The organism is Salinibius halmophilus (assembly GCF_003577475.1).
GTDB classification, from domain to species: Bacteria; Pseudomonadota; Gammaproteobacteria; order Pseudomonadales; family Natronospirillaceae; genus Salinibius; species Salinibius halmophilus.
This window is the reverse complement of the sequence record NZ_QPEP01000018.1, coordinates 1-21,177: the sequence shown is the minus strand read 5'-3', so window position 1 is coordinate 21,177 and position 21,177 is coordinate 1. Positions and strand designations below refer to the sequence as shown.

The 21,177-nt window shown below is 48.5% G+C and carries 17 protein-coding genes and 1 rRNA gene; 8 read left to right on the top strand and 10 right to left on the bottom strand.

From position 1 onward, the window contains the following. Positions 1-20: 20 nt before the first annotated feature. The gene (locus tag DUW71_RS17160) at positions 21-1,694 is read left to right on the top strand and encodes a potassium/proton antiporter (RefSeq protein ID WP_119396506.1); all 1,674 of its coding nucleotides are present in this window, start codon (positions 21-23) and stop codon (positions 1,692-1,694) included. On the opposite strand, the gene DUW71_RS17155 is transcribed toward DUW71_RS17160, so the two are convergent. Further along, positions 1,683-2,216 carry a class I SAM-dependent methyltransferase gene (locus DUW71_RS17155; protein WP_119396505.1) on the bottom strand — a complete coding sequence of 178 codons (534 nt, stop codon included), beginning with the start codon at positions 2,214-2,216 and terminating at the stop codon, positions 1,683-1,685. The genes DUW71_RS17160 and DUW71_RS17155 overlap by 12 nt on opposite strands. Positions 2,217-2,306: 90 nt before the next feature. Here DUW71_RS17155 and DUW71_RS17150 point away from each other — a divergent pair, with 90 nt between their 5' ends. Continuing rightward, positions 2,307-2,729 (top strand): MarR family winged helix-turn-helix transcriptional regulator, encoded by a 423-nt coding sequence (locus DUW71_RS17150; protein WP_119396504.1) that lies wholly within the window; start codon positions 2,307-2,309, stop codon positions 2,727-2,729. Here DUW71_RS17150 and DUW71_RS17145 read toward each other — a convergent pair. The 5 genes from DUW71_RS17145 to DUW71_RS17125 form a co-directional block, all read right to left on the bottom strand. Then, on the bottom strand, positions 2,714-3,157 hold the full coding sequence (locus DUW71_RS17145) for a GNAT family N-acetyltransferase (protein WP_119396503.1): 444 nt from the start codon (positions 3,155-3,157) through the stop codon (positions 2,714-2,716). The two genes, DUW71_RS17150 and DUW71_RS17145, sit on opposite strands and share 16 nt — an antisense overlap. After that, the gene (locus tag DUW71_RS17140; protein ID WP_119396502.1) at positions 3,158-3,934 is read right to left on the bottom strand and encodes a hypothetical protein; all 777 of its coding nucleotides are present in this window, start codon (positions 3,932-3,934) and stop codon (positions 3,158-3,160) included. It lies immediately after the preceding gene. A gap of 214 nt (positions 3,935-4,148) precedes the next feature. Beyond that, positions 4,149-5,393 (bottom strand): mechanosensitive ion channel family protein, encoded by a 1,245-nt coding sequence (locus tag DUW71_RS17135; protein WP_119396501.1) that lies wholly within the window; start codon positions 5,391-5,393, stop codon positions 4,149-4,151. A gap of 413 nt (positions 5,394-5,806) precedes the next feature. Further along, positions 5,807-7,348 carry a 2-isopropylmalate synthase gene (locus DUW71_RS17130; protein ID WP_119396500.1) on the bottom strand — a complete coding sequence of 514 codons (1,542 nt, stop codon included), beginning with the start codon at positions 7,346-7,348 and terminating at the stop codon, positions 5,807-5,809. Positions 7,349-7,395: 47 nt separating this feature from the next. Continuing rightward, a complete protein-coding gene (locus DUW71_RS17125; protein WP_119396499.1) occupies positions 7,396-7,773 on the bottom strand; it encodes a fibronectin type III domain-containing protein in 378 nt (125 codons plus the stop codon). A gap of 263 nt (positions 7,774-8,036) precedes the next feature. Between DUW71_RS17125 and DUW71_RS17120 the strand changes: the two genes are divergently transcribed. The 6 genes from DUW71_RS17120 to DUW71_RS17095 all read left to right on the top strand — a co-directional run bounded on the left by DUW71_RS17120 (position 8,037) and on the right by DUW71_RS17095 (position 16,412). Beyond that, complete coding sequence (locus DUW71_RS17120) at positions 8,037-8,588, top strand: Dol-P-Glc:Glc(2)Man(9)GlcNAc(2)-PP-Dol alpha-1,2-glucosyltransferase (RefSeq protein ID WP_119396498.1); 552 nt, start codon at positions 8,037-8,039, stop codon at positions 8,586-8,588. A 6-nt stretch (positions 8,589-8,594) separates the two neighbouring features. Beyond that, positions 8,595-9,299, top strand: coding sequence for a Dol-P-Glc:Glc(2)Man(9)GlcNAc(2)-PP-Dol alpha-1,2-glucosyltransferase (locus tag DUW71_RS17115; RefSeq protein ID WP_119396497.1), 705 nt, complete (start codon positions 8,595-8,597; stop codon positions 9,297-9,299). Between the two features lie 107 nt (positions 9,300-9,406). Continuing rightward, complete coding sequence (gene imuA / locus DUW71_RS17110; protein WP_119396496.1) at positions 9,407-10,012, top strand: translesion DNA synthesis-associated protein ImuA; 606 nt, start codon at positions 9,407-9,409, stop codon at positions 10,010-10,012. Next, the gene (locus DUW71_RS17105; protein ID WP_119396495.1) at positions 10,005-11,396 is read left to right on the top strand and encodes a Y-family DNA polymerase; all 1,392 of its coding nucleotides are present in this window, start codon (positions 10,005-10,007) and stop codon (positions 11,394-11,396) included. The genes imuA and DUW71_RS17105 overlap by 8 nt, the downstream gene beginning before the upstream one ends. Beyond that, complete coding sequence (locus DUW71_RS17100) at positions 11,393-14,467, top strand: error-prone DNA polymerase (protein WP_119396494.1); 3,075 nt, start codon at positions 11,393-11,395, stop codon at positions 14,465-14,467. The genes DUW71_RS17105 and DUW71_RS17100 overlap by 4 nt, the downstream gene beginning before the upstream one ends. A gap of 37 nt (positions 14,468-14,504) precedes the next feature. Continuing rightward, the gene (locus DUW71_RS17095; RefSeq protein WP_119396493.1) at positions 14,505-16,412 is read left to right on the top strand and encodes an FAD-dependent oxidoreductase; all 1,908 of its coding nucleotides are present in this window, start codon (positions 14,505-14,507) and stop codon (positions 16,410-16,412) included. A 162-nt stretch (positions 16,413-16,574) separates the two neighbouring features. Here DUW71_RS17095 and DUW71_RS17090 read toward each other — a convergent pair whose 3' ends face one another. The 4 genes from DUW71_RS17090 to rrf all read right to left on the bottom strand — a co-directional run. Beyond that, positions 16,575-17,096, bottom strand: coding sequence for a hypothetical protein (locus tag DUW71_RS17090; RefSeq protein WP_119396492.1), 522 nt, complete (start codon positions 17,094-17,096; stop codon positions 16,575-16,577). Between the two features lie 225 nt (positions 17,097-17,321). Continuing rightward, positions 17,322-17,810, bottom strand: a complete 489-nt coding sequence (locus DUW71_RS17085; protein ID WP_119396491.1) for a hypothetical protein — start codon at positions 17,808-17,810, stop codon at positions 17,322-17,324. A 252-nt stretch (positions 17,811-18,062) separates the two neighbouring features. After that, complete coding sequence (locus DUW71_RS17080; RefSeq protein WP_119396490.1) at positions 18,063-20,570, bottom strand: sulfatase-like hydrolase/transferase; 2,508 nt, start codon at positions 20,568-20,570, stop codon at positions 18,063-18,065. Between the two features lie 512 nt (positions 20,571-21,082). Then, positions 21,083-21,177, bottom strand: a 5S ribosomal RNA gene (gene rrf / locus DUW71_RS17075); the annotation flags it as partial.

The following is a 21,177-nucleotide window of genomic DNA, read 5'->3' as shown; positions in this document are numbered from 1 at the left end:
TAAGGCCATCGAGGGATTTCATGCAGATAGACAGTTTACAGTGGCTTCTAATTGTTGGGGCGCTATTAACCGCAAGTGTGCTGGCCAATGTATTTGCTCGCCGCTTGGGCACGCCAATTCTGTTGCTGTTTTTAATCATTGGCATCGCGAGCCAAGGCATGATGCCAGAACTGTCACTTAGCCAAATTCAGTTTGTCGCTAGCCTCTGCTTGGCCATTATTCTATTCGATGGCGGTATCAATACCGACCATAGCCGCTTTCGTGTGGGGTTAAAACCAGCACTGAGCCTTGCCACGTTGGGGGTATTTATTACCGCGATGTTTACTGGTGTAGCGGCCAGTTGGCTGTTCGATTTACCCCTAGTGTATGGCTTGCTACTCGGCTCTATTATTGCCTCTACCGATGCCGCGGCGGTGTTCGGCATCCTGGGTTCATCGGGCCAACGGTTGTCGGAGCGCATTAGCGCCACACTGGAAATTGAGTCTGGCAGCAACGACCCCATGGCCGTGTTTTTAACTCTAGCGGTAATAAGCTGGATTCAACAAGACAGCGCCAATTTTCTGGAGCAAGTTCAATTGTTCGCCCAACAGATGGGCCTAGGTTTAGCCATAGGCTGGGCCAGTGGCAAAGGCGCCAGCGAAATGCTAAAGCGTTTGGCGTTTTCCACAAGCTTTAGCGCCCTGCTCGCAACGGGCTTAGCATTGGTGGTGTTTTCCGGCACGTCTTGGTTGGGCGGCAGTGGCTTTTTGGCGGTGTATATTGCTGGCGTGATGCTGGCGAATCAGCGCAATATGTTTAGCGTGCAACAGTTTCACACGAGCTTGGCGTGGATGGGGCAAATTGCGCTGTTTTTGATGCTTGGGTTATTGGTTGATTTGCAAGACCTGTGGGCGCTTGCAATGCCTTCCTTGCTAATTTCTCTGCTCTTGATGTTTGTCGCTAGGCCGTTGGCCGTTTGGATATCGCTGTGGTGGTTTAAGTTTAGCTGGCGCGAAAATGCGTTTATTTCGTGGGTAGGCCTGCGTGGTGCCGTACCGGTTGTGCTCGCCACTTTTCCATTGGTGGCAGGCATTGATTACGCCAACATCTATTTTGATGCAGCGTTTTTCGTGGTGATACTATCGCTCATCATTCAAGGCTGGACTGTACCCCATGCCAGCAAGCTGTTTAAAGTGGTGCTGCCACCACTGCAAACTCCTGTACATCAGTCTGAGTTTGCCGACGGTAAGCAACTACTCGGCTTTACCATCAGTCACGACTGGCGTGCTGGCGAAGTTGAACAGCATAACTGGCCTGCCGGTGTGGTACCTGTGTTTTTTGCCAAGGGCGGCGAGCAGCATATGGCAGTTGATGAAAGCACCCAGCTTGTGAAAGGGGATGTGTTGTATTTAGTCTGCCCCGGCGAGCAAGAGGAAGCACTGCAAGAGCAGTTTACCTACGATAACCGGCGAACCAACAAAACCCAGCGGGCGTTCTTTGGTGACTTCAAGGTACAAGGTAGCACCCTACTCGCCGACCTAGGCGCAGTTTATGGGTTAGAGGTAAGCAACCTTTCCGCCACCACCGTAGCCGAACTGTTTGAGCAACAGTTTAAACGCCCAGTGGTAGGGGACGAAGTCAACCTGGGTGCAATGACCTTGGTGGTACACAAAATTGCCGACGGCCAGTGCTTCGAAGCGAGTTTAAGGTTTTAAGCGCGCTATGATAACGCTCTCATCAAATGCTTCTTGGTACTGAATTTCTACCTGCCAGCTTTGCTCGGCAAACCATCTTAACGCACTGCTAATGGCTGGGCAGAACTCGCTAGGGGATGGGTTAAAGGCCAGGTCATCTACTAACACGATTGTCTGCACGCCGTGCTTGGCAATATGTTCAAGTCCACGTTCAACATTCGCCCAATGGCGAACCGTGTTGGCTGCTATCGCGACATCGAACGGCGCCAGCTGAAAGTCCTCAACTGTTGCTTGCTGAATATCGGCACTCGGCACACGCTTGCGTGCGGCGTCGACCATGTAAGGCATTGGGTCACAGCCAAACAGCGTGCATTGTGGATAACGCTCAGCAATACCCGCCAGCACAGCGCCTGAACCACAGCCAATATCTAAGAGGCGCTCGTTGCCTTGCAGGGGAAGCCAGTTAGCAATTTCTGCTAGGAGTGGTAAGTCACCCCAAAGTTCATCGTATTGTTTTGCGTGTTCGTTCGTCCAGTTTGGCATGATTGCCCTCACTTAGTTAGCCTTCCTAACTAAAAATAACCGAATTATGTTAGATTACCTAACTAAATTTATTTACTGAGTGTAAATTAAATGATCGAAGCCCTGTTGACCTGGCAAAGTCGAATTCGCCAAGCCCTAGATGCCGCACCGCTGACGCTAAATGAGTTAGAGTATGTTGCGGCGGTGATTCGAGCCGAGCAACCAATCGACCTTGGTCTACAACATGATGATCGCACCCACGCTAGTGCTATTGCGGCAAGCTTGGGCGTGCAACGCTCGTCGGCAAGTACGATGTTGAAAAAGCTAATGGATAAGGGGCTAATCGAGCGGTTGACCTGCCAATATGATTCGCGTGCGCATCATATTTTGAGCACCGAAGCTGGCCGAGAAGCATATCGAAAGTCGATTGAATTAATTGATCAGGCGTTGCAAGACGAGCTAGATAGCGTATTAACACCCGCCGACTCACAAGCCTTACAAGCGCTACTTGCTAATGCTTACATCCTAAGCTGACACGCCATAATAACTGCTGGCTCGCGGCCACCACCTGGCAGTGGGTAATAGTTAGGGCGTTCGCCAACTTGCACATAATCGGCTTGCTCGTAGGCCGCAATAGCGGCGTGATTACTGGCCCGTACCTCTAAAAAGATACTGGCCATGTCTTTTTCTGCCCAGTGGGCTTCGGCCATTTGCAGCAAACGCTTGGCAATGCCGCGCCGACGCGCATTCAAGGCCACACCAACACAAAGAATGCTGGCTTCATCTACCACGCTGCTGCCAACTAAATAGCCAAGCAAAACACCTTCTTCGGTACACATCCAGGCCTGTTGGCTGTGCATGGCTTTAACAAATTGTGATTCCGGCACCGGGCCCATTTGCAGTTGCGCCTCTAGAGCGACTGCGGCGTTAAGATATTCAGGGGTAAGTCGTTCGAACTGCAATTATTTTGCCTTAAGCTTTTGCATAACTGGCCAAGACTGGCGCTTTAGTTCTTTTAGCTGCAGCATTTCACTGCCTGCTGCAATGAGTGCGGCTGGGCGATCATTAATACTGAGTTCTTTACCTAGCTCAAACTCGGTAACACCACCACAATAACGCGCGGCTTCGCTGCCCATTACAAAGACTTTTTCAATCTCGGGATGATTGGTAAACACCACGGCTAGTTTTTGCTCCATAAACTCACGCGCATCGGCTGAGCTTTGGCGAATTCTTGGGTGGTCGAATACCGGCCAATCAAGATTTTGAAATAGCTCTGGCATACGGTTTTCATGGCCAAGGGCAATCGACATGTTCATAACCAAGCGCTTGAGCTCATTGCGCCCACGCGGGTCGAGCAACAGTGGCACAGTGTCGATAAACAAGTGTGGGCCAAAAGCATAAAACCAAATACGAAATGCGGGCCGGTCGTCATAACTATAACCTTCTGGTGCCGGCACTTCGGGCACTTCCACCTTAGCAGCTGGCGCTTCAGTGTTTACCTCTGCCATTTGAGTAAGCGACTGCTCGCTAGAGTTACCAACCTGTGCTTGCACTGCTTCAGCTTGCTCAGGCGTTGCCGCATGCTGCAGTTGGGCTTGCGCTTGCTGCGCATCAGCAGGGTCAGGGAACAAACAACGAATTTGACCCGCCAACGCCAAAGGCTTACGGCGCGTCCAAACGTCTACCCCCATAGCTTGCAGGTAAGCGCGACGATCTTGTTCGTATAAATTGCTAGGCATAAAGGCACCAAAAAATGAACACTGCAATGGTACTGCATTCAAGCCAGTTTGGCACGAGCCCGTGAGGGCCTATCATGTGGTGGTAAATGTCTTGTCTGCAAGCAAATCATGCTCCCTGTGATTTGCCCTTACAGACGTCCTGTCTGCAAACCTCCGCTGCGCGGAGGATTTACAGACCTACAAAATGTGTCGCAATGCTTCGAAGTGATGGTATTTACTTAAGCAAACGCACTTCGCGTTGTGGGAATGGGAATTCGAAGCCGTTTTCTTTCATCAGCTTCCACAGGGAATACAGTAGGTCTCCACCAACGCGGTTGGGGCCATCGTCGATGGCTTCCATCCAAAACTCGATTAACAAGTCGATGCCGTTATCACCAAAGCCACAAATTTCAATATCTGGCCGCTCTTCTATGGGTAGATGATCACCTGCCATCACCATTGGGTGTTCGGCAAGCATCTCTTTAACTAGTGGAAATAGTCGATCTAGGTCGGTTGAGTAGGCCACATTAAAGTTAATGGCATAACGCTGTTTTTTGTTTTTATGCGTCCAGTTGGTGAAGGTTTCGGTAAAAAACACATCATTGGGCACCACAATGTCTTTGCCATCAAAGGTTTCTAGTGTGGCGGCACGCAGCGTTAGCTCGGTGATGGTGCCACTGCGGCCATCGTCTAGCTCAATGTAGTCGCCAATCGACAGCGACCGGTCGAGCAGAATAATTAAGCCCGAAATAAAGTTTGAGGCAATGGACTGTAAGCCGATACCAATACCCACACCCACAGCGCCACCCACAACGGCTAGCGTGGTTAGGTTGATGCCTAAGATATTGAGCAATAGCAGTGCAACAACAATGAAGATGCCCACTTCAAATAGCTTGGCAATAATTTCTTTGGTGCTGGAGTCGAGGTTTTTTTGCTGGCGAATTTTCTTTTTGCCAACTCGGTTGGACTCGCGACCTAGCCAGAAAAGAATGACACCAAAGTAGGCCACACGCAGCACATCAAACAAGGTGATGTGAATATTGCCAAGGTCAAGTGCGTAGCCATCGAGAGTGGCTATCGCGGTGCTCAACAGCCCTAAGCTGTTAAGCAAAATGAGTGGCACAACAGAATATACAATTAAGCGCGCTAGGTTCTTGGCTGGAATCCACTGGTATGCCAGCTTGTATACGATAAAGATTGCCAATAGTGACTGGCCAGCTACGGCCCAGGAACGCATTAAACTCTCGGCGTCACTCCAGGCAACAGAAAACGCTAGTAAGACAAACCAAAATACCAAGGTGCCAACGCTTAACATATTGGCATGTAAGCTAGTACCCCAAACCGTCGTTAGGCGGCGCGTTAACACACGGCCGACGAGCGCCAGCAACAATGCAATGACGCCAGTACCGAGTACCAAGGCCAACGATGACATTACGTCGTGGTACTGCGCTTGTAAAAGTTGGTCGAAAAAAGCTTGCATTACTTACACTCTAACATCAGGCAACCGAGTGGCTAATATCAGCTTTTACTCGACGCCTGACAAGGGGCAAAGGCTTAATTCGTTACTGACACAACCATTCTACGGCATTGAATGTCTCAAACATTCTGCTTCGCTATTAGATCAACTGCTTCCCTTTTGATGAAACGATAACTTGTAGGTCTTTAAATAACGGCGAAGCCGTTTTTGAAGACACTCAACCACGAGCAGATATCTGTCAGCCTTGTCTGCAAGCAAATCATGCTCCATGCGATTTGCCCTTACAGACGTCCTTGTCTGCAAGCAAATCATGCTCCTGCGATTTGCCCTTACAGACGTCCTTGTCTGCAAACTTCCGCTGCGCGGAGGATTTACAGACCTACAAAATGTGTTGCAATGTTACGGAGAGATGGTGTCTACACTGTCTCCTGCGGGTTGGCTTTAGCGTTAGAGTTCAGCAGGTTAACCGCTTTGATATAAGCCAGCGCTGAGGCCACTACAATATCTGGGTCGGCGCCTTGGCCGTTCACAATGCGACCTGCTTTTTCTAATCGCACGGTTACCTCGCCTTGCGAGTCGGTGCCACCCGTTAGGGCATTAACGGAATACAGCAGCAAACTAGCTTTGCTTTGCACAATGGCCTCAATGGCTTTAAAGCAGGCGTCTACTGGGCCATCACCTTCGGCCATTTCTACTTGCCGCTGACCGTCAACGTCTAGCACTACGCTGGCGTGGCGAGGATCTTTGCCAAGGTTGCAGTGAACTTGTAAGTCTAATAGGCGGATGCGCTCTTCTTGCGGGCTCAGCTCTACTTGGCTAATCAGTGATTGTAAGTCTTCGTCGAAAATTTCATGTTTTCGATCCGCTAGGTCTTTAAACTTGGCAAATGCTTCGTCTAGGTCGTCTTTGTTAGCAAAGTGATGGCCAAGTTCTTCCATGCGAGTGTTAAACGCGTTACGACCTGAGTGCTTGCCAAGCACCATTTTATTAGTGCTCCAACCTACATCTTCAGCGGCCATAATTTCATAGGTTTCGCGATGTTTAAGCACGCCATCTTGGTGAATGCCCGATTCATGGGCAAAGGCGTTCGCCCCCACAATGGCTTTGTTAGGTTGTACGGGAAAACCCGTGATCGATGACACTAGCCGCGAAGCTGGCACTATATGCTGGGTGTTAATTTGGCTGTCAATTTTAAACAAGTCTTGGCGGGTGCGCACCGCCATAACAATTTCTTCTAGCGCGGCATTGCCGGCCCGCTCGCCTAACCCATTAATAGTGCACTCAACTTGCCGAGCACCAGCGCGCACGGCAGCCAGTGAGTTGGCTACGGCTAAGCCAAGGTCGTTATGGCAGTGAACCGAAAAAACCGCTTTGTCAGCATTTGGTACTTTCACCAACAATTGGCTAATCATCTCGGCAAAGGCATCAGGAATCGCGTACCCAACAGTATCTGGAATATTAATGGTGCGAGCGCCAGCGTCGATGGCAGCCTCAATGATTCGAGCAAGAAAATCAATTTCGCTGCGCCCGGCATCTTCACAGGAAAACTCAACGTCATCACAAAGGTTGCGGGCTTGGTTTACCGCTTGTACAGCCCGCTCAACCACCTGATCTGGCTGCATCCGCAGTTTGTGCTGCATGTGAATGGGAGACGTGGCAATAAAGGTATGTATACGGCCCGCCTCAGCGCTAGCAATGGCCGCACCGGCTTGCTCGATATCGCTCTCAACTGCCCGCGCGAGCGAACAAATTCGGCTGTTTTTTACCGCACTGGCCACGGCGGCAATGGCGTCAAAATCACCTGGGCTGGCGGCGGCGAAACCTGCTTCAATCACATCCACGTTTAGTCGCTCAAGCGCTAGACCAATGCGAACCTTCTCGTCTTTCGTCATTGAAGCGCCCGGGCTCTGCTCGCCGTCGCGCAATGTGGTATCGAATATGATTAGCTGATCAGACATCCTAGTACCCTACACAGTTTGTTTTGTATTAAGTGTAGGGCAGGATTTCAATTTGATGGGCGAACGTAGTCACTGCGCAAACCATCGCGGTCGATGGTTGCCAGTAGGAACTCGTAATCGCCTTGCGGCAAGTTGGTTAAGCTGTAGCTTGTAACTGGGCCAGTATTGGCATCTTGCGCTGTGATCAGCAATGGTTGGAACTCTGCTTCACCTTTGCGGCGGTACTTTAACTCATAGGCGTAAATCTCAGACTCAGCAAGCCTAGTGCCGTCTTCACGCTGCGTTGGTGGGCTCCAGCTGAGGGTGACTGTTTTGCTGCCTGCAGAAGTGCCAGCGCTAGTAGAAATGGTTTCAATCTGCGGCGAACAAGCCCCTAACAAGACCACACAAGCAAGGAAGGCAATACGTGTAACTTTAAAATTCATACCGCGTCCTTAAACAGAAGACTGAAACTCTATGTAACTGTTTGTACAGCATTTTTACGTTGTCGCCAAGGTAGAAGATTGTTACCTGTTGTTCTAATTGACCTGGGACGGTGATTACGTCATTCATTGCGAAGCTTAAATGCAGTAAGGGAACGTTCTCTTTTTTGAATCCGGCCACAGTTTGCTAATCTTTTCCTGTCACAAAAGGGCATAAAGCCTATTCTAAGGTCGATATACGTATTTATAACAAAAGGACCGTTAAAATGACCCAAGCACTCAAACAAGGATTGAGCGCGCATCACAAAGATGACATCACACTTTCCGCCATTTTACTGGTTTTGGTTGTTGGCGTTACGTTTTACCTTGGGCTGCAAATGATGCCTGAGCATAGCTATTTTCATGATGAGTTCTTTCACTACCCACAAATAAAAGAGTTTTCGGAAGGCATTTTTGACGATGTGTCCGACAAGTTGACAATGCTGCCTGGCTACCATGCAATGGTGGCTGCGGTTGCCTGGGTAATTGGTGATAACTCGATTCCTGCGACTCGTGTGATTAGTGCATTTTTATCGCTACCAGCCCTGATCTTCTTCTTCCTTTGCGCCAAAGATCTAGGCAAGCCAAACCGGTACACGGTTTCCCTATTGTTTTATAGTTCGCCAATCATATTTCCGTATTTCTTTGTGCTGTATACAGATATGGTTTCGCTCATGCTGTTGCTGGCGTCCTTCTTTTTTACGCTTAAGCGCCACTATCAAGTTGCGGCCTTGATTGCATTTGCGTCACTATTTGTTCGACAAACCAATATCATCTAGGCCTTTTTGTTTGCACTCATCGCCCTAGGGCAGAATAGCTTCTTGCCTTCTCTCTACTACCAACGTTGGAAAGAAGCAGCGAAAACCTTAGCGCATTTGTGGATATTTATTGCCAGCGCGCTGATCTTTGTTGCCTTTGTTATTTACAACGGCGGCGTAGCAGTCGGTGATAAAGATGCCCACCAGCTAGCCCGGCTCTACCCAACTCAAGTTTACTTTCTGCTTTTAACGCTGTTTTTCTTGTTCTTACCCATGCACTTGAAGAACACACCTAAGATTATTCGACTTATTCAGCGCCACCCTGAAATACTGGTGCTAGCTGGTTTGCTGTTCGTTATTTATATAACCACCTTCTACGCACATCACATGTACAACCACCACGACTTCTTCTTGCGCAACCGTGTATTGGTTTGGGTGCGTGAAGACTTCATTAGCAAAACCATCGCCTTCATTCCAATGTTATGGGCGTTCCTGAGCTTATGCGTTACACCATTGCGCCGTAAGTCATTTTATTGGCTGTACCCAGTAACCATCATTGCCTTGCTACCGCATGGGCTAGTTGAGCAGCGCTACTTTTTAGAGTTTATTGCCTTGTTTATGCTGATGAAGCGCTGGGATAGCTTGCGTGTTGACTACGTGACCATTGCTTATTACGCCCCAATTACGCTTTTCTTCTGTATTGGCATTGGAGAGATTCGCTTCTTCTTGTAGTGCTTGGCTGCCTGAGCCATGGCAGCCCTTCACATATCATCACGAATTGTCACTTTACCTCTAACATACATCACCTATACTGTACGCATAAACAGTATAGGTGATGTATGTTAGAGCACCCGCTTGTATGGCGAGGTCGCGATTGGCGCGATGCCCACTGGCATAGCACCGCCAGCGGCTTTGCCGAACTCGATCAACTCTTACCAGGCAACGGCTGGCCTCTTGGTTGCACTATTGAGGTATTGAGCAACTTACCTGGCAGTGGTGAGGTACAGCTGTTTAAGTCGGCACTCCATCAGCAAGCTCAACAACAGGGCTGGATTACTTGGTTAACGCCGCCTTGCTTACCTTATATCCCTAGCTGGCAAGCTGAGGGGATGCGTGCCGAACAGCATTTATTACTGCGCCCAAAACCCGATGATTGGCTGTGGACAGCCCAGCAACTGCTGCGCTCTGGCTGCTGTACTGCTTTGCTGGCGTGGCACAACAAACTGGATACACAAGCCATGCGCAAGCTGCAACTCGCAGCACAGGGGCAAAATACACTGTTTGTGCTGTTTCGCCCTAGCCACCAACAGCAGCAGTCGTCGCTGGCACCTTTGCGGTTAAAGCTTGAAGCACAAGGCAATACATTACGTTTGCACGTGCTAAAACGCCCTAGAGGCTGGCCAGGTCAAATTGTCGACATTCCACGTCAGGTGCCGCATGGCTGAGTGGTTACATGTGCACCTGCCAGCACTGCAACTAGATAGCCGCTATGCGCAGCAGCAACCTGCAGTGTTATTTAACCAAGCCGACCGCACAGTGCTAGCGGCAACCAGGGCTGCCGAACAGCTAGGTATTGAGCCAGGCATGAGCCTGTCGGCGGCCTTTATGCTGGCAGAAGAGCTTGCACTACAGGCATTTCACCAAACCAGCCAGCAGCAGTGGTTAGAGCGCATTGCTTTGTTAGGATACCGCTTATGCGGCAATGTGTTAGTGCATGAACAAGGCATTAGCTTGCGCATCGACGATGTGCGCCAGCTTTATCGGGGCAATATCAAGCCTATGTGGCAGCCGTTTGCTTTGTGGTTGCAGCAGTACCAGTTACGCTTTCAAAGCATACGCGTGCAAACACCACTGCAAGGGCTACTGCTTGCTCCCACGCAACCACTGAATAAAGCACCCATATTGAGTAGTGAACAAGCAGCGAAACTGTTGCAACAACTGCCACTGACTCAGTGCCAACTACCGCCCCGCACACTAGATAAACTGGAACATAGTGGCCTACAACGGCTCGGCGAGCTACTAGCGCTTCCAACTGGTTCGGTGCAGCGCCGGTTTGGTAAATGGCTGCAGCAATGGCTACAAGACTTACGCCATGCTCGGCCCAACGAGCAGGCTTGGTTCAGCCCAAAAAAACAGTTTCGCGAACGCATAGAACTCAACCGAGAAGCACAAAGTGCCGCGGCCATTAAGTTTCCCATTCGGCCATTGCTCGACACATTAGAAACCTGGCTAGCTAGCCAAAAGCTTTGCGCAACAGGCCTTGCCATCACGTTGCTTAATCGCCAGCGCGAGCGCATTCAGCAGCTAACCATTCATGCCAGCACATCACTGATTAAGGCAGAAGAATGGCTACCCCTAATCGATTTACAACTTGAGCGCTGCCAACTCAACGAGCCCGCACTGTACATTGAATTTTCCGCGTTAGGGGTGAGCGCGCAAAGCCGGGCAACGGAAGACTTGTTTGAGCAAGCCAGTGGCATGCGCCCAGCACAGCTATTAGATTTGCTGTCTGCCAAGCTTGGCAATGAAGCTGTGCAACACTTCACCGGCGAAGCGGATCCAAGGCCAGAACGCGCTTGCCAAGTTGCCCAACATGGCATGGCACAGCTACCTACTCAACACGCCACAGCCTTTTGGTTGGTGCCCATTCAAAGTACTCATATTGAGCAATGGCAGTTACTACACCATAGCCAACGCATTCACACTGGCTGGTGGGAACTAGAAAGCAGTAAGCGCGATTATTATTTTGCTCAACACCAAGATGGCCGCTTTGGTTGGTTATTTCGTGATGCTCAGGGAGAGTGGTTTTTACAGGGGTACGTAGGATGACTGAATTAGTTGAACTACAGTGTCGCACCAACTATAGCTTTTTAACGGGCGCCTCACACCCAGATGAGCTAGTGAATCAAGCAATCAAGCTCGGCTACCATTCACTGGCTATTACCGACGAGTGCTCGCTGGCCGGCATTGTTCGAGCTTGGCAAGCCGTGCAAGATGCCCAAGCCCAGTTAAACCTTATTATTGGCTGCCAGCTCGTACTCGCAGAACAAAGCTATATTCTATTAGCCAAAAACTTTGCCGGTTATCAGCAACTGTGCCGCTTTATTAGCAAAGCACGCCAGCTTGGCGAAAAAGGCAGCTATACGTGGCAGCTCGACCAGCTTAGCGACTTACCCAATTGCGCCCTAATTTGGCGGCCAACTGCAGTTTCCTTAGCGCACTGGCAACAGCTCAATGCGCTACACCCAGAGTGCTACTTAGGCATTAGTTTGCTGCGTACACCGGGCGAACAAGCACATTTACAAGCACTGCAGCACTTTGCCCATCAGCAGGGTGCGACGCTCGTGGCCTGTAACGATGTGCACTATCACCATCGCAGCCGCCAGCCGTTGCAGGACTGCCTAACAGCCATTCGCCATCGCTGTAGCTTGTTTGAGGCGCGCCCTTATTTGTTTTCTAACAGCGAGCGTCACCTGCGCAGTGCTCGCACCCTAGCAGCCTTGTACCCAGAGAGCATATTACAGGCCACCACAGCACTAGCGAAGTCCTGCCAGGTCGACTTAACCGACGTGCGCCGAGCTTATCGCTACCCTGGCGTGGCGCTACCCAAGAATATGAGCGATGGCGACTATTTGCGCCACCTAGTGGAGCAAGGTGCCAAAATTCGTTTTCCCGAGGGCATACGTAGTGAGCATCAGGCGTTAATTGAAAAAGAACTGGCTCTGATCAGCGAGCTGGAATATGAAAAGTACTTTTTAACCGTTCATGACATTGTGCGTTATGCCCGCTCGCAAGGGATTTTATGCCAAGGGCGCGGATCGGCGGCAAACTCGATTGTTTGTTATTGCTTACACATTACCGAAGTAGACCCTAGGCGCAACAACCTGCTGGTCGAGCGTTTTATGTCACGTGCCCGGAAAGAGCCGCCCGATATCGACATTGACTTCGATAGTAAACGCCGTGAAGAGGTGATTCAGTACATTTATCGAAAATATAACCGTCGCCACACAGCCATTGCCGCGACAGTAATCACTTACCGACGCAAGAGTGCTATTCGTGATTTAGCCAAGGTATTCGACCTAGACCTTAACCGTTTAGAACAAGTAATTAGCCGCTACGGCATGCGCTATTTGGGCAAAGACTGGCTTGATCAAATGCTCAGCGACGTCGGCGGGTTATCACAGCAAAACATGGCACTCTTTAAGAGCCTACTGGTGCAGCTGCTAGGGTTTCCACGCCACCTTTCCCAGCATGTGGGCGGTTTTATTATTAGCGAGCAACCGTTAGATGAACTCGTGCCAATCGAGAACGCCGCAATGCCGGATAGAACCGTGATTGAATGGGACAAAGACGATCTTGAATCCATTGGGTTAATGAAGGTGGATGTGCTCGGCCTTGGCATGCTGGGAGCCATACAAAAAAGCTTCGATTTACTCGGTCAAATTCATGGCAAGCCTTTCGTTATGCAGGATATCCCAGCTAACTGTGAGCTGACCTGGCAAATGATTCAACAGGCCAATACCGTTGGTGTGTTTCAAATTGAGTCCCGCGCGCAAATGAATATGCTGCCAAGGCTCAAACCGGCCTGCTTTTATGACTTAGTTGTACAAATTGCCATTGTTCGCCCAGGCCCAATTCATGGCGATATGGTGCACCCGTATTTAAAACGCCGGCAAGGGCTAGAGCCTGTTGATTACCCAGAAGAAAAACTAAAACCTGTGTTAGAGCGCACGCTCGGCATCCCTATATTTCAAGAGCAGTTGTTACATTTTGCCATGGTGGCCGCCGACTTTAGCGAGGCCGAAGCCAACCGCCTACGTAAGGGCATGGCAAGTTGGAAACGCACGGGTCATATGCTGCCATTACGCGAGCAACTAAAAGAGAAGCTTGCCGCCAAAGGCTACGATGAAAGCTATATCGCTCGCATTGATCGCCAAATTGAGGGCTTTGGCGAGTACGGCTTTCCCGAGTCACATGCAGCGAGTTTTGCGCTACTGGCTTGGGCATCCTGCTGGCTGAAGCAACATCACCCTGCCATTTTCACCGTGGCCTTATTAAATAGCCAACCAATGGGGTTTTATACGCCCTATCAGCTTATTCAAGCAGCACAGCATGATGGCGTTGAGGTGCGCCCAGTGCACATCAATCATAGCCAATGGCAGTCGACCATTGAAGCGGATGAAGGCTCTACGGGAGGTTATGCGATTCGCTTAGGCATGCAGCAAGTGCGAGGTTTACATGAAGCGCGTATTGAAGCCTTGCTTCGCCAACGTCCTAAACAAGGCTGGCAGTCGATCGATCAACTACCCGCTGTAATGGGTGACCAACTCGAACGTTTGGCCGCTGCCAATGCGTTAAGTGGGCTTGGCCAACATCGCCACGGCGATTATTGGCAAACCCTAGCGATTGGTGAGCATCAGGACCTATTGGACCAATACTTACCGTCTACGCACGATGCGCAACTGCCCCAAGAAAACCGCCTGCAATCGCTTCAGCAAGACTTAAAAAGTACCGGCATTGCTGTTAACGACCACCCAGCATCCTACTTACGCAGCGAACATAAATTCTTAGCTCAACTACCAACACTAGACCGATTGCCAAGCTTTGCTCATAAACAAGCAGTGAAGCTGTTTGGTCTCGTCACCGTACGCCAACGCCCTGGCACCGCAGCTGGCGTAACCTTTGTGACCATTGAAGACGCCACCGGCGTAGCTAATTTAGTGGTATGGGAGCGCACGGCCCACGAATATCTTGCGGTATTAACACAAGCAAAAATGTTGTTAGTGGACGGGCGAGTAGACCGAGACCCAAACAGTCAGGTCACGCATGTTATCGTTGAGCGACTACAGCGCATAGACAATTTGCTACAAATTCAAGTAAGCAGCCACGACTTCCACTGACCATACTGAAGCAAGGCATTGGTAAATAGGACTGCTTGTGTACTACGAACGATTATTTCAACCAATACAAATTGGTTCGTTACGCTTGCCGAATCGGGTGATGATGGGCGCAATGCACACGAACTTCGAAGAGCACCCAAACGCCTTGGCATTATTAACTGAGTTTTACCAAGCGCGTACTAGTGTTGGCCTAATTGTAACCGGCGGCATTAGCCCCAGTGACAATGGGCGCTTGTACACAGGTGCACAAGCATTGCTGTCGGATGCCGACCTAGCCCTGCATAAAGGGCTCACTAATGCAGTACATCAAGCCGATGGCCGCATCGCCTTACAAATATTGCATGCTGGCCGCTACGCGAAAATTTCCCAGCCGGTATCCGTCACCAACGAACCTAGCCGCATCAACCCCGTCGCACCCGTTGAGCTGTCGCACGATGGCATTCTAGACATCATTAAAGACCACGCACGCTGTGCCAAGCTGGCTGAAGCCGCTGGCTATGATGCCATTGAAATTATGGGGTCAGAGGGTTACCTGCTGTCAACGTTTATCTCACCACTGTTAAATAGTCGAGCCGACCAATGGGGTGGCCAGCTGGCCAACCGAGCCAGGCTGCCGATCGAGGTGGTGAAGGCAATCAAAGCAGCCTGTAACTTGCCGATTATCTACCGAATTTCCGCCGCCGACCTAATGCCAAAAGCAAATAGCGTAGAAGAGGTACAACAGTTAATTGCGTGGTTAGAGGAAGCTGGCATTGATGCCGTAAACCTTGGCATAGGCTGGCACGAGTCACCGGTACCGACCATCGCCACCAGTGTGCCACGCGCTGGGTTCGCCAGTTTAGCTGCCCAACTGACAAGCAAAGTACCCATGATTCTGTCGAACAGAATTGCTATGCCAGATGATGCCGACCGTGTACTGGCCACGACCAATGCTGATATGGTCAGCCTCGCACGCCCACTCCTGGCCGACCCCAACTGGTTAATAAAAGCGAAGCACGATCCACTAGCGATCAATACCTGTATCGCCTGCAATCAAGCATGTCTTGATCGTGCCTTTGTCGGCAAACCTGTGGGGTGCATGGTTAACCCAAATTTGAACCATACGCCATTGCCAAATCAAGCAGCAAAGAAGGTCGCCGTGATAGGTGGTGGGGTGGCTGGGCTGTCGTGTGCGGTGACCGCTGCCAAAATGGGCCATCAAGTCACCTTGTATGAACAGTGTGATCATCTAGGAGGGCAGTTACGCTTAGCAGCTATGGTGCCAGGCAAAGAAGACTACCATGAACTACTGCGCTACTTTCAGCACAACTTGGCAAAGTACAATGTCACCATCAAGCTTAATGCTACATTAGAAAACCCTAGTCTATTCGACAAGGTAGTCTGGGCAACAGGCGTACAACCTAAGTGGCCTGCCGAGGCTGAACCAGAAGTATTAAACTACCAACAGGCGTTTGCCAAACCGCGAGAACAACTAGGCCAGCGCGTCATTGTGATAGGTGGCGGCCCAATCGCCGTCGACTTTTGCCAATACCTTTATGGCCCACATAAGTACAAACAACACTGGGGCATACAGGGCACTGAAGTAATGCTAGCTAAACCCAGCCCATCGGAGATTAATGTCACTTTGTTGCAGCGCGGCACCGAGAGCCCACATAAGAAACTTGGCAAAACAACAGGCTGGGCCCACTGGGCCTCACTGAAAAAACAAGGCCTGGATCACCGCCAAGGGTGCGAATTTATTTTGATCGAACCGAATAAAGTGGTGTTTAAACAAGGCGATCACAAAACCACACTCACTGCCGACACCATAGTGTGTTGTATTGGCCAGAACTCAAATCAAGCCCCCACTGGGTCTATTACCATAGGGGGCTGCCGCAACGCTCAGGCAATTGATGCAGAGCGAGCGATTAGAGAAGGGTATGAATGCGCGTTGACTCTACTTTAAAGAAGGGGACCACACACTGACTCGGATATAGCTGTAATTATTAATTAACCATTTCTAGCGCAGCAAAGTCATACCAGCTGATAAAAGTACTGCCATTGAAAAAAATAATTTTTCCATTTAAATGCCATGCAATTAAATACAATCTCCTTTCGCCCTAATATCTCACCATAGCAGGACTCCAGGAACGAAAGAGACGTTATAATCTTCCTCCAATCTAACATTTTCACCATTTACTACAAGATCAACTTTAACTGAAACATAATCTGGAACATCACTAGAATCATTATAATAATATTCCACATCCTTCAAAGAAGCAGCATAATATTTCCAACCGCCTCCAATTTCCTCATCAACCTTAAAAACATATTCTGGATCATGCAAACGGTAATCCACGCCATTAGAATCGGAAAAAGAAACTTCCAACACATCAAAGGCAACAACCTCCGACCTATAAAATATTTCCAAGTTCAATCCATATCTGTCATATTTCCTAAGAACTTTTATATAACTAGAAATAACGTAATCATTTTCTGAATAACCATTCAGAAAACCAACATCCACTTCGTCCCATGGATAAGAAACATTCTCAAGTTCACTTTGACGTTCTAAAAAAACTTCAACATCCCCCTTGCAATAAGGAAAAAGAAAAACAACCAAAAAAAACAAAAAAACTTTCTTATCCATTTACTTTCCTATTTATAGCTAGTAACAATTACCTGATTTACATTCAGGACCTCTAACAGAACCTCCTAAAAGAAAACAAGGCATCGCATCGGCAACTCAATGGCCGACATATGCGTAGAGTAAAAAAGAACCCTGTTTGCCAACCTCATGTTAAACCAGCTGATAAAATCACTTCCATTACAAATTTTTTCTCCAATTAATCACCTATTAAAACCATCCCTATAATTAGTACAAATTAAAATAGTTCCGAATAGTTACTTCTTTAAAATCATCACCATAATAACCTGAAATAATTGCATCAAAATAATCTGGAACTTCAGACTCTTCGATAAAATCAGAATCAAAATAGTGTTTTCCCTGTATAACGAAGTAGCGACCCCACGCCTCATCCATTTCACGTACTGTAGGGGGTACCTCACGGCTATTTTCAAATATTATTACCCTGCCTTTAGAGTCAACCACTTTATATTCTTCTAAGTGAAATTCAGCTTCATAATTATAATAAACATAATACTCACCCCTCAGAAACAAATAACCATTGAGAAACACAATTCTGGGACATACAAACCAACCATCTTCCAAAACATTTTCACCATTCCCAAAAGCTCCTGAGGAAATATATTCATATGAACAACTATCTTCTGAAGTCAAGTAATATTCACTATTACACCCAGCAAAGATAAATACCAAAAAAAACAATATATATTTCTTCATAATTAAACCTTAGTAGCAGCTGCCAGTTAATGGATCACATTCGGACCCTCTAACGGTGCCACGGAAAACATAATAAGGAAACATTTATAACAACACATGCCTCACGACTATTGTTACCGATTTAGTGACCAACGCATTTTCTGGAGCCAAATCAAGCCCCCACTGGGTCTATTACCATAGGGGGCTGCCGCAACGCTCAGGCAATCGATGCAGAGCGAGCGATTAGAGAAGGGTATGAAGCAGCACTCGCCATTACTTAGCCGACCAAGAAAGGGATTGCTCGCGAGTGCTGTTATAGACAAACTCTGCCAGTGCAGGGCGATACATAGCAAGACTTAACTCACGAAACTCAAGGTCATTTAAGTACTTTGCTATTTCTTGATGATCAGTCAAGCCATTCAAGTGAGGCACTTGATAATCAGATGCACCTTTGCAAGGAAATGTATCTTGTACGGCAAACAGATAAGACTTTTCGCCCTGCATCAAATTATCTAGACGCTCAGCGTTTTCTAATACGTTTTCGTTACGACACAAATCAAAATGGGCTACCAACTCAGCACTTTCACCTAGAGCGATAACGGAGAGCCCACGCTCTAGTACCAAGCTCTGTTCGCCATACTGCAAACCCGAGTCACAATCATCAGCATTGTATTGGCAGACTTGCGCAGACAATTCCAGAGGCAGGCTTTCCAGCGCACTCGCCACTTGTACACGGTTTAATGCAATCTCAACCGGCCGGTCGATGTAAGTGCGAGCAATGGCAATATCGCCTGACTGCTCAGCTTGCAACACACTCTTAATGACTGTCGAATCCAAAGTCAGCTGCTTAACATTAGCTTCACTAACAAAGGTTTTACCAGCGGCTTGGCCAAAAAACACAGCCTTAGCATCTAGGTTATGCTGGGGAACAAATCCAGTTAAGTACTGAGCAGGTGCTAAAACAAAGTAAGTCTTATGCGGATTATCTAGCATAGTTTGAGTGATCGCGGCAGACTGCAAACTACTGCCGTACGGCAGGCTTTGATAGTCTTCTACTGCCAAGGTATCTGGGTTAATACTAAACATGAGTGACCCCATTCCCAGCACACCCGTCACCTTTAAATTTAAAGGCTGACCACCAACGGTTACCGTTCCAGCACCAGTATCCACCTGAATTGGTAGCTCGCTTATGTTTAATGGCTCACCCCAAAGCGATGAAACAAACTGCTCTACGACCTTCGACTCGACCGCTTCACTAGGCAAGCCTAGACTAGCTATCAGTCCTGAAGACTGCTTTTCTAAGGCGTGTCCAAAATTAAAGCTACCTGATGTAGCAAACCCCATACTATTAAGAAGTGTTGGTGCTATATCGAAGTGTGTGCCCTCGCTATCTATTGTATCGGAACGCTGATCTGGGTAGTTGATAAAGAACGACAACCGGCGAGGCGCTTGTTTTAATGTATCTACCGTGTCTCCCCACATCATCAAATGATCGCTAACCACGGCTATAATGGTATTGTCTGAACCAGGTGACTGGCGAATATGGCGAATAAGACCACTAATGTGTGAATCGGTACAGTGCAACGCGGAGCGCATCTTACCCGGATCATCTAGATAATTTGCACAACCATCCGCTAGCTCACCATGAGGAGGGTGAGTCCCCACGGTCACTGTTTGCAACGCAAATGGTTGATCAGAGTTCGCGACCAGTTGGTCGTAGCGTAGTTTCACTTGCTCCATCAGAGTATCATCATATAACCCCCAACCATGCTTGTAGTCTTCACTAGGCATCGCATGTGACAGGGTAGAAAAATCATCAACTTGATCAAACTGATGAGAAGCAAAGAAATACTTCTTCCCAGCAAAACGTTGATCGGAACCGATCATCATTTGATTTATGTATCCGTGCTCGGCAAGGACATCCGTCAAACAAACAGCTTCGGACATAAAAGAAGAAGTTGGCGCAAGACTGTTCATATCATGGCTACGATACGGAGAAATGAGCGGCACACCACACTGTGATGCAACAATACCCGCTACAGTCCAACTAGTATTGTAAACCTGCTCAAGCCCTGTGAAGTTAACACTATTGGCCCGCCACTTGTTTAACTCTGGAAGCAACCCAGGGAAGCGAGCTTCATCAAAATAGCCTTGTTCTAGACTCTCGGCATATATAAGCACTAAGTTTTTTGTCTCTGTCGACTTGGAAATATCAAAGGGGTTATCTGAATTATGCTTAAGTAAAACCGAGCCACTTTCATCGTAAGCCGAATTATCAAATGTTAAATACGTCGCGAGACTATTAAAGGGTGCGAATACCACAAAGAGCCCTGCCATAACCAACCCAGCAGATACGTGGGCTCGCTTCTTTAGCCGAATACCTTTGATGCGAGGTCTTTTTATTATTAGCGCAACCAGTAGGCCAAGCTGCAACAACGCCAAAGAAATCAGTAGAGCATACTCACCTAGGTTCGCCGTAAGCGTTGCAGGATCTAAGTGAAAGAAATAAGCCTCATTGAAGCTTTGGTTTTGAATAAAAAAGGAAGAAGTAAGCGCTAAGTTTAATGCCCAAATCACAACTGAAACGGTAATAAGCGAACCGTAGCGCAACCATTTCGTTTTGTAGAAGCTAAACTTTAAGTAAGCCAATGCCGATAACAAAAACGTTGAAAATACCCAATGACTTGGCGCGTCTGTCTTTAGACATGCAACAACAGGTGTTGCCGACATAATCGCCGAAAACAAAACGGCTTTTAGCGTGATCCTAGACTTAATGTTCATAACTACTCCCTAACTTCTTATCAACATAATGTAACACTTTTGTAGCCTAATTATGTTACGCAATCTCCTTTTTGCTGATACATAAGTGCGATTTCCAGGTGGTGCCGGAGAAACCCACGTCACACGCGAGTGTTTTTATCGTGTGTCTAGTTTACTGTTTTGAATGTGGTGACTAGATTCCCGCCTACGCGGGAATGACTGTTGCCCGGCGCAAAAGGACGCGCCGTGCAACCTACGGTGTGAGATTTCGTGTTCCGTGTAGGTTTTACAAACCAAAGGTTTGGGAAACAAGTTTCTGCGTCACACCCGAGTGCTTTTATCGGGTGTCTAGTTTGTTGTTTTGAATGTGGTGACTAGATTCCCGCCTACGCGGGAATGACTGTTGCCCGGCGCAAAAGGACGCGCCGTACAACCTACGGGTTACTGTGCTTATGCATCCATGCGAGCGTAGACATTTTCAGGCGCAATAAAAAACCCCGCCCTGCAAAGCAGGACGGGGTGTTTTATTAGGCGCTTGACGATGACCTACTCTCGCATGGGCAAGCCACACTACCATCGGCGATGCATCGTTTCACTACTGAGTTCGGAATGGGGTCAGGTGGTTCCA